Origin of the sequence: Sorangium sp. So ce204, from assembly GCF_051526795.1 — a bacterium.
GTDB lineage: Bacteria > Myxococcota_A > Polyangia > Polyangiales > Polyangiaceae > Sorangium > Sorangium cellulosum_B.
This window is the reverse complement of the sequence record NZ_CP150317.1, coordinates 7,583,114-7,596,508: the sequence shown is the minus strand read 5'-3', so window position 1 is coordinate 7,596,508 and position 13,395 is coordinate 7,583,114. Positions and strand designations below refer to the sequence as shown.

The following is a 13,395-nucleotide window of genomic DNA, read 5'->3' as shown; positions in this document are numbered from 1 at the left end:
GGCGAGCGCCGGCGCACGCGGTCTGCTGCGAAGCCCTGCGAGCGCACGGCGGACGCCGGCGGCTACCCCCGGGCCCTTCCGCCGCGAAGACCGGCGCGTCCGTGATGGCATGGCCGTTGCGATGACGGATGGCCGACTGACCGACTGACCGACTGACCAGACGCCGACGCGCGACGCTCACGCGCATGTCGGCAGCAGCCGCGGCGCACAGCGCGACCGCCGGCATCGATCGCCACACGCAGGCTGACAGCGATGACGATCCCGCCGCCTCGTCCCGGCGCGATCGACGTCGAGGCCAGGCTGCGCCCCACGCGCCGAGCACGCAGAAGGATGGATGATCAGATGAAATTCAGGTGGTTTTCTCTCGGATTTGCGCTCCTCTTCTCCGCAGGAGCGATGACGACGATCGGTTGCACGTCGCCCGTGGACTCGCAGGACGAGCAGGCTGCCGGGAGGGTCAGCCTGCCGCTCGTGACGTCGGCGGGAGGCGAGTTCCGCCTCCACAACGCCGTGTTCGCCATCCACTCGACGAACGGCGCCCACGCTGCCACCCTCGATTCCGAGAGCGATCCGGGCGCGGCGACGCTGACGGCGGCCCTGTTCCAGGGGCCTTACACGGTCCGCCTGGCGGACGGCTGGGAGCTCGCCAAGATCGAGCCGGACGGCACGGAGTCTCCCGTCTCCGCGGCGCTGCTCTCGCCGAACCCCCAGGCATTCGAGGTCAGCGCGTCAGCGACGACGGAGCTCTCGTTCACGTTCACGACCGGACAGGGCGCCATCACCCTCGGCGATGGCTCGGTCGGCATCCGCTTCGATGTCGCCTCGAACGAGGATCGGGGGGAGTGCAACCTGGTCCCTTCCTATTATTCTTACAGCTACTGCCCGTCGGGGCAGGCGTGCCTCCTCGCGGACTCGAGCGGCCGTACCTTCTGTGCATCCCCGGGATCGCTGCCGGTGGGGTCTCCATGCACCTCGGATCAGTGCGTCGCGGGCGCCCAGTGCCTCAAGGTGGATCAAGCCACCCCGGACCAGGGCTCGTGCGTCAAGTTCTGCCGCGTGAGCGACGCGACGTTCGGCGTCAACTGCCTGAGCCTCGGCCTCCCGGACAGCGACATCGGCTTCGAGGGGCCCGCGCCCGAGGGGACGTGCGATCTCTTGACGCAGACGGGATGTGCCGCCGGCGAAGCGTGCCAGTACACCGGCGGCAGCTTCGCGAGCTGCGCCCAGCCGGGCTCGACGCCCGCGGGGGGGGCCTGCTCCGGGGAGACCTGCGGGGCCGGCTACCAGTGTTATGACGGCAGGTGCGCCAGGATCTGCGACGCGCGCCTGGGGTACATCGGCGAGCCGGGCTGCTACGTCTGTATCAGCGTGGGGACCGGCAACGCCGGGCGCTGCTACAACTAGCCTCTTCGGCGCCGCGTCGGGTCCGCCGCCACGCGGCGGCCGACCGGCCCCGGCGCGCCGCGCGAGGCCCCCCCGTTTCCGGACGGCGAGCAGCGGGGCCCGCGGCGCGGCCAGGCCAGGGTGAGCGCGATAGCGCCCCCATCTCGTGTCATTGCGCCGCTCCGTCATCGTGGGCGACAATGCCGCGGGCTCCGACGCCCGCGCCCATGCCCTACCTCGTCGTCCGTGAACCCGGCCAGGTGTCGTACACGCTCCCGCTCCGCGAAGGCCTGCGCCTCGGCAGGAGCGAGCAGAACGACGTCGTGCTCGACGATCATCAGGTCTCGCGCTTCCACGCCCGGTTCACCCGATCGGAGCAGGGCTGGCTCGTCGAGGATCTCGGGTCGACGCACGGCACGCTGGTCAACACCGTCAGGATCACGACCCACCTCCTCAACGCCGGCGACCGCATCCAGGCGGGCAACACCCTGCTCGCGTTCCGCGACGACGGGGAGCCGGAGTTGGTCCACCAGCAAGCCACGGCGGCCTTCGCGCCCCTGCGCCACGACAGCGACCGCCGCCTCGAGCTCGTCTACGAGCTGAGCCGCGCCGCCTTCGGCCTCGCGGACCGCGACGAGCTGCTCGGCAGGATGCTCCAGGCCATCCTCGACGCGCTCGGCTGCGAGCGCGCCCTGGTCGGCCTCGCGGAGCCGGGCGCGCGGGGCTTCCGCCGCGTCGCGCGGACGCGCGCGGGCGGCCCGGGGGCCGACGACATCGCCGTGAGCCGCACGCTCCTCGAGGCGGTCACGGTGCGGCGCGAGGGGGTCATCTTCCACAACACCGGGGAGCGCGGCGCCCCGAAGACCCTCGTGCGGGAGGGGATCCTGACGGCGATGGCGGTCCCGCTCCAGGCGGGCTCGCTCCTCCTCGGCTTCCTGTACGTCGACGCGCGGCAGCGGCCGGCGCTCTTCACGCCGCAGGATCTCGATTTTCTCCTGGCGCTCGGGCACCTGGCCGCGGCGGCGCTCGAGAGCGCGCAGCGCTACCGGCGGATGGAAGCCCTCGCCGAGGCGCTCGGGCCAGGCGGCCCGGCCAGCGAGCTGCTCGGCGCGAGCGAGCCGATGCGACAGCTCAAGACCGAGATCCAGCGGTACGGCGCGTCCACCGCCCACGTGCTCATCCAGGGCGAGAGCGGGACGGGGAAGGAGCTCGTCGCGCGCACGCTCCACGGCGTGTCCCCGCGCGCGGCGGGCCCGTTCGTGGCGCTGAACTGCGCCGCGATCCCGGAGTCGATGGTCGAGAGCGAGCTCTTCGGCCACGAGAAGGGCGCGTTCACGGGCGCCGTCGCGAAGAAGCGCGGCAAGTTCGCGCTGGCCGACGGCGGGACGCTGTTCCTCGACGAGATCGGCGATCTCCACCTCGCCGCGCAGGCCAAGGTCCTTCGCGCGCTCCAGGAGGGGGAGATCCATCCGCTCGGCGCCGAGAGGCCGGTGCACGTCAGCGTGCGCGTCGTGTCGGCCACGCACAAGGACCTCGCCGAGGAGATCGCCAACAAGCGGTTCCGCGAGGACCTCTATTACCGGCTCAACGTGGTGGAGCTGTCGGTGCCCCCGCTGCGCGAGCGCGGCGACGACATCGAGCTCCTGGCGCGGGCGCTGCTCGGGGCGGCGGCGTCGAGCATGGGCAAGCGGGAGCTGGAGTTCACGCCGGCCGCCCTGGCGGCCCTGAAGGCGTACAGCTGGCCGGGCAACGTCCGGGAGCTCCGCAACGAGATGGAGCGCGCGGCCATCAACGCCGAGCTCCCGATCGTGGACCTGCACAACCTGAGTGCGCGGCTCCGCAAGGGGCCCAGGGAGGCGCCGGGGGGGCGCGAAGGCATGTCGCTCGCCGAGCAGTTCGCGGCGCTCGATTCGACCGAGCGGCGGCTCATCGAGGAGGCGCTCAAGGCCGCGCGCGGCAATCTGTCCGAGGCGGCGCGGCTGCTCGGGATCACCCGGATCATGATCAAGCGGCGTATCGACCGGTTCGGGCTCGGCTTCCGCGACGAGTGATCCCGGCAGTCACCGGAGGTTCGGCGGCGTCCACGTCATCCACCGGCTCAGGTCGGCCTTCGCCCCGTCGCCCTCGAGCAGGTTGGTGTCGTCGGTGCCGCCTCGGACGAGGAACTGATGGGGAACCGATCGGGGACTGATGGGGAACCGATCGGGAACTGATGGGGAACTGATGGGGAACCGATCGGGAACTGATGGGGAACTGATGGGGAACTGATTGTTTGAAATTTTACTTGTTTGATCCCGCGAGAATCGTCGGTGGTCATCACCCGATGAGGCGGTCCTGACCCAACGAATTGCGGGGCGGAAGCAATCTTGCGCCAGCACGAAAATACGAGAAAACTCGTGATCTGCGACCCATGACAAGGCATTCTATGTCTGGGTGATGGCCGATGTAAGAGCCCCTCGGATGAGGTGAGTGTTATGAACACGTGGGCGAGACGGTTCATCGTTCCTGTGCTGCTCACGGCGAGTTATGCAGCCATGGGCGGTTGCACCGCGATGATAGGCGGCGACGACCCTGAGGCGAGCAGCGGCTCTGGCGACGGGCCTGGGAGCGGGTCTGGCGACGGGCCCGGGAGCGGGTCTGGCAACGGGCCTGGCAGCGGGTCTGGCAGCGGAAGCGGCGCCGGAGGGGGCGGCCCCGGCGTCGAGCCGACGGTATGCGTGCCGGGCGTCCCGCAAACGTCGGCGCTGCCGCGCCTGACGAGGACGCAATACGACAACACGATTCGCGATCTGGTCGGCATCGAGAACCAGCCGTCGTCGATGCTCGCTCCGGACGGGGTCGGGAGCGTCGATCAGCGCGCGTGGGACGGGTACAAGACCGCCGCAGCGACGGTGGCGGCGGCGGTGATGGCAGACGCGAGGGCGCGCGCCAAGACCATCCCGTGCACGCCAGCAGGCGACGGCACCGCGTGCGCGAACCAGCTCATCGATACGCTGGGACGGCGCGCCTTCCGGCGACCGCTCACCGAGGAGGAGCGAGGGCTCTTCCAGGCCCTCTACGCCCGCCGCCAGGCGCTCACGCCGACCGGCTCGTTCGAGGACGGCGCCCAGCTGATCATCGAAGGGTTCTTGCTCTCGCCCTCCTTCCTGATGCGCGCAGAGATCAGCGAGAAGCCCGAGGGCGAGTACTTCGTGCTGAACAGCCACGAGGTGGCGTCGCGCCTCTCGTACCTGATCTGGGGAACCATGCCGGACGACGAGCTCTTCGCCGCCGCAGACGCCGACGCGCTGCAGACGCCGGAGCAGATCCTCGCGCAGGCACAGCGAATGCTGGCGGATCCCAAGAGCCGCGGGATGGTCAAGGCCTTCCACGAGCTCTACCTCCACATGGGCCCCGGCACGCGCTGGTCGGACATCCAGCGTGATCCGGCCGCCTTCCCGGACTTCAACGCGTCGATGATCCCGCTCTTGTCGGAGGAGACCGATCGCTTCATCGAGCACGTGGTCTTCGACAAGGCCGGGACGTTCCAGGATCTGGTCACCACGCCGGTGGGCTTCGTCAACGCCTCCCTGGCGCCGCTCTATGACCTGGATCCTGCGGAGTTCAACGGCGCGGAGCTCGTGCCTGTCGAGCTCGACCCGACGCAGCGCTCTGGCCTCTTCACCCGCCTGGGCTTCCTTGTGTCGCACTCGGGGTACGACCGGACGTCGCCCATCCTGCGCGGGGCGTTCTTGCAGAAGGAGGTCCTCTGCGCGGACATCCCGCCGCCGCCGCCGATGGTGGAGGGCACGCCGCTGCCCACGGACGCGAACCTCACGACCAACCGTGCCCGGGTCGACGCGCAGACGGCGGGAGACTCCTGCGCGTTCTGCCATCACACGTACATCAACCCAGCGGGCTTCGCGCTCGAGGCGTACGACGCCGTGGGCGCCTTCCAGCAGACCGAATCGTTCTCTGGCGCGCCCATCGACACGCGGGTGGACGTCGGCGTGGGCGAGGACGTCGTGGCGGTCGACGGCCCGGTGGCGCTCTCCGAGGCCATCGCGAGCTCCCCGGCCGCGCACACGTGCTACGTGCGAAAGTGGGTCTCGTTCGCCTACCAGCGCGAGCTGAACAACGAGGACTCGTGCACCGTGGACGAGCTGACCGCCAAGCTCACCCAGGGCGGCTACACGGTGCTCGACCTCATCGCAGACCTCACACAGAGCCAATCGTTCCGAGTTCGTGCCCTGCAGGCGGAGGTGGAGCCGTGAACCGAAGACTGTTCCTGCGCGGAATTGGCGGCGCGGCGCTCGCCGTCCCCTTCTTGAATTCGCTCGGCCGCTCGGCGCGAGCGCAGGAGGCGCCGTCGCCGCGCCGCCTCGTGATCTTCTACACCAACAACGGTTGCCTGACGAACCGCTGGTTCCCGACGGGGATCGAGAACGGGGCCGGGGCCGTCACCGCGGCGTCCCTGGAGACGACGCAGGCGGACGGGAAGCCCCGGACCCTCGCCGCGCTCGCGCCCTTCGCGGCGAAGCTGCTCTTCCCGCGCGGGCTCGCGATGCCGCTGAACGGCTTCAACAACAAGGTGGACGGCACGGCTTATTTCGATCCCCACGATCAGGGCATGGGCAGCAAGCTGACCTGCGCGCCCCTCGATCCCGCCGGCGATCACTGGGCGCTGTCGCACTCGCTCGATCACGAGATCGCGCAGCGCTTCAACCCGGGCACCAACAAGGTCCCGCTCGTGCTCTCCGTCGGTAATGCCTTCACGAACGTCAAGGGCATCGTGTCGTACTCGGCGCCAAAGACGCCGTACGCGCCCGTGACCAACGCGCGCACGGTGTACAGCAGCCTGACCGGGCTCTTCGTGAGCGGCTCCGAGACCGAAGCGGATTATCGCGTGGCTCGCGGCGAGAGCATCATTGATCTGGTGAGCCGCGACCTGAACGCCTACAAGGCCCGCAAGATGAGCGGCGCCGATCGGAAGAAGATCGACGACTGGCTCTCCCTGCTCCGCGAGACGGAGCAGCGGGTCATCCCCTCTGCTTGCACAGCGGAGTCGGCGACCGCCCTCGGCGTCACGGACGCCGCCCTCACCGAGGCGGGTTACCCCGCCCGCGGCGGCGGCTTCCCCAACAACGAGAAGGTGTACACCCTGGGCAGCGAGATGATGATCCGCCTCATCGCCCTCACGATGATGTGCGACAACAACCGTTCCATCGTGCTCCAGTGGCCGGGCTTCGTGACGTTCAAGTGGGACGGCATCGCGCACACCCATGATCATCACGGGCTCTCGCACCGGAACGGGAGCGCCGCCGTCGGAGGCCAGTGCGTGAGCGGCGTCATCGAGCAGATCCACGAGATCGACCGCTGGTATGCGGGGCGCTTCGCCAAGCTGGTGAAGACCATCGACAGCATCGAGGAGGGGGGCGGCACCATGCTCGACAACTCCGCGGTCATGTGGCTGCCGGAGCTCGCCGACGGCAACGCGCACAACAACAACAACCTGCCCATCGTGATCGCCGGCGGCGCCGGCGGTTACCTCAAGCAGGGCGTCTCGGTGAACGTCGCGGGCGGGAAGCTCGAGGCAGGCAACAGCGAAGCCACCTGCTCGAGCGGCACGGAGGGCGAGGACAACAGCGGCAACACCGGCTCGTCGGGCGGAACCGTCCCGCTGAACAAGCTCTACACGACGTTGATCAACGCGCTCGGCGCCGGGATGCCCGACTGGCGTCCGGTCGATCGCTTCGGCGTCTCGGATGCGGTCGCGGTTGGCTTCGGTGGCAGCGGGCCGTCGTTCACCACCGACGGCGCAGGCAAGGTCACCGACGGGCCTGGCATCAGCAACCCGGGGGAGCTCGACGCCATCAAGGCGTGAGGCGACCGAAAGCCGCCGCAGTCCCGGGCCTGCGCGTGCACGAGAGCGCCGTCGGCGCTCTCCGACTTCCACGATCGGTTCGAGCGTGACCGCCCGACCTCACCTCGCCGGCGGGCGCGCGCGGGCTGGCCCCGAGGGCAGCGGCGCGCTCATCCCGGTCGACTGGCCGGCGCGGCGGAGCGCATAGGCGATACCGCTCTGAAGGGTGCCCATGGTGACGATGGACTTCAGCTCGATGTCCAGGCCCACCATCGCCTGGGCGACCTCGGCGCGCGTGCCGGTGAGCACGGCCTCCGTGCCGAGCAGCCGCAGCGCGTTGGCGGTCCCCACGAGCGTCTGCGCGATCTGGGTATCGATGTGCTTCATCCCGGTGATGTCCAGGATCACGACGCGCGCCTGGTGGCGCTGGGCGCCGTCGAGCGCGACCTCCAGCACCTGGGCCGCCCGCGCGGCGTCCATGGTGCCGATGAGCGGCATCACCATGATCCGGTCGGTGATCGGGATGAGCGGCGTCGAGAGCTCCGCCAGCCTCGTCTGCTGCGCCTCGAACATCTGCCGCTGCAGCGCGGCCCGCTCCCGCTCCGCCTGCTCGCGCTGCGTGAGCTCGATCTTCAGGCGCTCGTTGCTCGCGCTGAGCTGGGCGTTGGAGCGCTGGAGCTCCTCGGTGCGCTGCGCGACCTCGGCCTCGAGCCGCCGGTTGGCGTTCTGGACCTGCTCCTTCACCTCCCGCATGCCCGAGAGGAGCAGCGCATTTTCAATGGATATCGCGGCCTGGGACGACAACAGGCCGAGCAGCTCGACGCGGCTCGCGTTGAACGCCCTGCTCGCGGCGTTGTTCTCCAGATAAAGGACGCCGTTCATGCGGCCCTGGTGGAGCAGCGGAAGGCACAGGACGGATCGCGTGCCCTGCCCGAGGATGCACGGATCGTCGGAGAACCGGGCGTCGGCGCTGGCGTCGTCGAGGACCAGCGGCTCGCGGGTGCGAGCGACGAACAGCGCCACCTTGTGCGGCAGGTCGGGGCGCGTATCGAGCGGCTCGCTCGGCCCGAGCGCGAGCGTCCCGGGCTCGACCCCGAAGGTCGCCTCGACGAAGAGCCGCCCGTCCCGCTCCAGGACGAGCGCCCCCCGCTGCGCGCCGGAGTTCCCGAGCACGAGCGTCACGAGGCGCTCGATCACCCGCTCGAGCTCCGTCTCGCCGGCGATGCCCTGCACGGCGCGCACGATCAGCGCGGCGTCCCGCAGGTTGCCGACCGTCGTCCGGCCGAGGATGGTCCCCGCGTGCGCCGGGCCCGACGTCGCCGAGGGGATGGACGAGATCGGCACGCTGTCGCCCGAAGAGGGCAGCAGCGCGGCGTGATCGCGCGCGAGCGCGTCCGCCTTGGCCGTCGCTCCCCAGTGCCGGTAGCCGAGGTACGCGTCCGCCATGTACGCGCGCGCCACCTTCGTCCTGCCCTCGTGGAGGTGCAGCTTCGCGCACAGCTCGTTCGCGAGCGCCTCGTCGTGAGGAAACCCGTTCTCCCGGGCCAGGGAGATCGCCCGGTCGTAAAGGCCCATGGCCTCGAGCTGGTCGCCGGCGACGCGCGCCTCCTCGGCCTGGACGAGCAGCAGCAGGTGCTGGAAGTTCATGGGGGCGCTCGCCGCGAGGCCCGCGATCCGCTCCTTGTGGCGGGTGATGGTCTGCGCGCGGCGCTCCGCCTCTTCGGGCGACGCCGCGGCGGGCAGCCCGAGGAACGCCATGCAAGTGTAGAAATGCAGCTTCGTCGGTTGATACAAACCGAGCATGCCGGCGCCGTAGGCCTCGGCGTCCGCGGCGTGCGCCGAGGCCCTCTCGCAATCGCCGTACAGATAGGGGAGCTGCAGCTTGAGCAGCGCGTAAAAGAAGAGGCCCGTGATCAAGTTCCTCTCTCGGAGGCGCGCGACGAACTCGCCCTCGTCGAACTGGTCGTCGCTCAGGCTGTCGGGGGCCCGCGTCCGCCCCTGCAGGCTCGCGATCGCCTGCCTCATGAGCGTCATCACGGCCGTGCCGCTGACATCCGCGGTTCGCCGCAACACGACGAGGCCTCGCTCCACCTCCTCGCGCAGCTCCTCGAGCGGATAGCCCGCGGTGAACATGTTGCTTGTCACGCAGTTCCACAAGTTGCTGAGGTGGGGGAAGTCGCCCGATTCCAGCAGCCCTTGCCGCGCCTGCATGAAGCGAGAAATGCCGTCGCGCACGTCGTGGAACAGGTGGGAATACGTGGCGAAGATGAAGCTAACCCTGGCGGCCAGAGCGGCGTTCGAGAACCTGTCGCTCAAGGTGATGGCGAGGCGGCCGAACGCATGGCCGTCCGCGGGCCGCCCCTGCAAGACCGCGAGCAGGAACCCGTACGAGGTGTACGCGAGGGCGGACACGTCGGCGTGGCCGTACCGCAGGGAGATGTTGACCTGCTTGAGGACGAACAGCGGGTAAAGCTCCGGCCTCAGGCAGAAGACCGGCCCCATCATATCGCTGATGAGCTGGACGAGCGCCCTTTGCTCCGGGTTGTCCATCACCGGCGCGTCGATCAGGTCTTCTATGCGCCGGCCTGCCAGGTTCGCGTCCACCTCTGCAAGCTCGGCCCCGACGCGCGCCTCTAGCTCCGCCTCGCTGCTCGGCAGCGTGAAGCCGAGGGCGCCGGTGCCCTCGCCGCCCAGGCGCACCGCGTCCGCGAGGTTCCCCAGCGTCACGTGGAGCAGCACGCGAAGGCTGTAGATCTGCGCCCGCTCCACGTTCGACCGCGCCCGGGGCATGAGGGACGTGAAGAGCTCCTCGGCCCGCTCGGGCGCGCCGCTCAGGTACACGCACTCCGCGTTCTCGCGGCTGAGCGCGAAGCAGAGCTCCTCGTGGCGCTCCCAGCGCGCGTCCCCGAGGAGCTCGAGCCCCGCGCTGAAGTGGTCTGCGGCCGCCTGATAGGCTGTCCTGAGCTTGGCAGCCCTGCCCGCCCGCTGGTTGAGCCGGGCCAGGGCCAGCCGCTCGGCCTCGCCGGTGATGCCCCGCGCGCCCAGGTTCAGGTGGCGGACGATCTCGATCAGGTCCTCGTCCGGCGGCGTCTCGCCGGCCCGCGCCCAGAGCAGCCGGCCGATCGAAAGGTGCAGCGCTTCCCTGCGCGAGGGCTCGACCAGCGAGTAGGCCGCGTGGCGCACCCGGTCGTGCAGGAACCGGTACGATACCTTGATCTCCTGGGGGGCCGAGGGCTCGGTGTCCGCGCTCTCGTCGAAGAAGCGATAAGCGCTGTCACGCGGCACGATCAGGCCCCCGCGCAGCGCGTCCCACAGGTCGGCGGCCGTCGCGGCGGGCGATTTCTCGTGGACGGCCGCCAGCGTGGTGAGATCGAACGTGTGGCCCAGGCACGCGGCGAGCTTCAGCGCGCGCTGCGTCGCCGGCGGGAGCCGGTGCAGCCTGTCGAGCATGAGGTCGACCACGTTGTCCGCGGCGACCGCCTCCCGGACGCGCGCCTCGTCCCATGCCCAGGCTTCCGTGGGCGCGTCGAACCACAGCGCCCCCGCGTCGTGGAGCACGCCGAGGAGCTGGCCCAGGAAGAAGGGGTTGCCCTCGGTCTTCTCGAAGACCAGCGTCGCGAGCGGCGCGACAGCGTGCGGCCGCGCGCTCAGCGTGTCGGCGACGATCTGCGTGACCGTCGGCATGTCGAGGGGCTTGAGCGTGAGCTCGGCGATGGCCACGCCCGACTTGCGAAGCTCACCCAGCGTCGCGTGCAGCGGGTGGGCGGCGTCCACCTCGTTGTCCCGATAGGCGCCGATGATCAGGAGGTGGTTGCCCTCCACGTCCGTGAGGAGGCGGTCGAGGATCCTGAGCGACGCCGGATCGGCCCACTGCAGATCGTCGAGGAAGAGGGTCAGCGGGTGGGTCGGCGCAGCGAAGACCCGCAGGAAGCGCTGCACCAGCAGATCGAAGCGGTTCCTCGCCTCGGTCGGCCCGAGCTCCGGCACGGCCGGCTGAGGCCCGAGGATCAGCTCGAGCTCCGGGATCAGCTCGATGAGGAGCTGCCCGTTCGCGCTGACCGCGGCGAGCAGCTTGCGTCTCCACTCCTCGACGGCCGCCGCCGACTCCGTCAGCACCTGCCGGATGAGCTCGCGGAAGGCCTGCGCCACCGACGCGAGCGCGACATCCCGGTTGATCGGATCGAACTTCCCTCTCGCGAAATACCCCCCATGACGGGCGATGGGCTTGTGGATCTCGTTCACCAGCGTGGTCTTGCCGACGCCGGAGTAGCCCGAGATGAGCACCAGCCCGGCCGCGCCCCGGCGAGCCCGCTGAAAGGCGGACAGGAGCACGTTCACCTCGTGATCCCGGCCATAGAGCCGCTGGGGAACGCGCAGATCCAGCGGCCGGTCGTGCTGGCCCAGCGGGAACGGATCGGCGCGGCCCGTCGCCTCCCACCGCCGGAGGCACTCTTCCAGGTCGAGCTTGACCCCGCGGGCGCTCTGGTACCGATCCTCCGGCATCTTGGCCAGGAGCTTCACGATCACGTCCGACAGCGCGCGGGGCACCCCCGGCGCGCGCTCGTGCGGCGGCGTCGGCATGCGCGCCATGTGGCTGTGGATGAGCGCGGTGGGATCGCCCTCCTGGAAGGGGAGGGCCCCTGTCAGCATCTCGTAGAGCGTGACGCCGAACGAGTAGAGATCGGCGCGCAGATCCACGCTCCGGTTCATGCGGCCAGTCTGCTCAGGGGCGATATACGACAAGGTGCCCTCGAGCGCGTCCGGCGGGAGCGTCTCGGGGGTCTCCCGCGAGAGGCGCGCCGCGATGCCGAAATCGACGAGCCGCGGGCTCTGCGTCTTCTCGTCGATCAGGATGTTGTGCGGCTTGATGTCCTTGTGAATGATCCGGAGTCCGTGGAGCGTGTCGAGGGTGCCGGCGAGCGCGATGGCGGTGCGGAGCGCCGTGCCCACGTCGAGCCTGTGCGCCCTCAGGACGGCGTGCAGCGAGGAGGGGCCGAGGTCCTCCATGATGAGCGCGAGGCCTCTGCCGCACTTCTCGATGGCGTGCGCCTTGACGACGCCGGCCACCTCGCCCGCGTCCCGAAGGATGGCGAACTCGCGCCGCAGCCGCGCGAGATCCCTGGCGGTCGGGAACTCGGACCGAGGCATCTTGACCGCGACCGGCGCGCCGTCCTCGTTCCGTCGGCCGCGGTACAGCACGGTCTCGGAGCCTTCGTATACCCTCTCGAACAGCGTATGACCTGACAGATCGATCATTGCAGCAAGACCCCGTATTCCGCGTCAGCCATCCAAAGGAGCGTGACGCCCCCCACACATCAGCTCGAGCTCCCGCCGTCCCCCGTCGGACAGAGACCCGCCCGCCGGCAGAATACGCGGCAAGGCATGGAAGTCCAGCCTGGCGGCGCTCAGCGCTTCTCGCGACCTCGGGGCGACTCCCCGCTACAGCGCTGGTGGATCGGCTCGATGCGGTGTCGCTGAAACCGTGGATTCAGAGGTTGGTGGCCGCGAGCACGCCCCGATACACGTCGTCCACGCCGATCTCGCACCCCACCGACGACAGCGCAGCCCGAGCGCCGGGGCCGTAGACGCGGAGCACCCAGCTCCCGTCGGCCTGGCGCGCGAACACCTCGATGCGAGGCGCCTTCTGTGACGCCAGGACGACCTCTCGGATCGACGCCACGGTCTGGTAATGCGCGAACTTGTCGCCGCGATCGTACGCCTCGCTCGAGTCGGAGAGCACCTCGATCACGAGGACTGGGTTCAGGAGGGTGTCGCGCCGCTCGTCCTCGAACTCGGGGCGGCCGCAGACGACCGAGCCGTCCGGGTAGACGTAGCGATCCGCGGCGGGGATCTTGATGCGCATGTCGGATTTGAGCGCCACGCTTCCGCGCTCGCCCAGCGCGTTGCCGAGCAGTCGGCCGATGTTCGCGGCGATGGCGCTGTGCTCGAACGTGCCGCCGGACATCGCGAAGAGCTCGCCGCCGGCGTACTCGTGCCTCGCCTCCGATGCGCGCTCGAGATCGAGGTACTCTTCCGGCGAGAGCTTCCTTCGCGGCGCCGCTTCTCCCATGTGCGGCAGTGTCGCGCGCCGGGCTTCCGATGTCCACGCGCAGCCGGGCGGACCGCCGCGGCGCCGGGGACCGCGGTGAGCGCGACCGTCCACCTCTCGC

6 protein-coding genes are annotated in these 13,395 nt (G+C 69.9%); 4 read left to right on the top strand and 2 right to left on the bottom strand.

Translation table 11 applies throughout. The annotated features are described in order from the left end of the window. Positions 1 to 396: 396 nt before the first annotated feature. The 4 genes from WMF22_RS28280 to WMF22_RS28265 all read left to right on the top strand — a co-directional run bounded on the left by WMF22_RS28280 (position 397) and on the right by WMF22_RS28265 (position 7,246). Positions 397 to 1,404: a hypothetical protein gene (locus WMF22_RS28280; RefSeq protein WP_438031788.1), complete on the top strand. Its 1,008-nt coding sequence runs from the start codon at positions 397 to 399 to the stop codon at positions 1,402 to 1,404. A 206-nt stretch (positions 1,405 to 1,610) separates the two neighbouring features. Beyond that, entirely contained in the window at positions 1,611 to 3,434 is a 1,824-nt protein-coding gene (locus tag WMF22_RS28275; RefSeq protein ID WP_438031787.1) for a sigma 54-interacting transcriptional regulator, read from the top strand. Between the two features lie 423 nt (positions 3,435 to 3,857). Next, entirely contained in the window at positions 3,858 to 5,636 is a 1,779-nt protein-coding gene (locus WMF22_RS28270) for a DUF1592 domain-containing protein (RefSeq protein ID WP_437293116.1), read from the top strand. Then, on the top strand, positions 5,633 to 7,246 hold the full coding sequence (locus WMF22_RS28265) for a DUF1552 domain-containing protein (protein WP_437293115.1): 1,614 nt from the start codon (positions 5,633 to 5,635) through the stop codon (positions 7,244 to 7,246). Before WMF22_RS28270 ends, WMF22_RS28265 begins: the two co-directional genes overlap by 4 nt. Before the next feature lie 99 nt (positions 7,247 to 7,345). Here the strand turns inward: WMF22_RS28265 and WMF22_RS28260 are convergent, their stop codons facing one another. Together WMF22_RS28260 and WMF22_RS28255 are read right to left on the bottom strand one after the other, a co-directional pair. Continuing rightward, entirely contained in the window at positions 7,346 to 12,481 is a 5,136-nt protein-coding gene (locus WMF22_RS28260; RefSeq protein WP_438031786.1) for an AAA family ATPase, read from the bottom strand. 232 nt (positions 12,482 to 12,713) lie between these two features. Then, complete coding sequence (locus WMF22_RS28255) at positions 12,714 to 13,295, bottom strand: Uma2 family endonuclease (RefSeq protein WP_438031785.1); 582 nt, start codon at positions 13,293 to 13,295, stop codon at positions 12,714 to 12,716. Positions 13,296 to 13,395 lie beyond the last annotated feature (100 nt).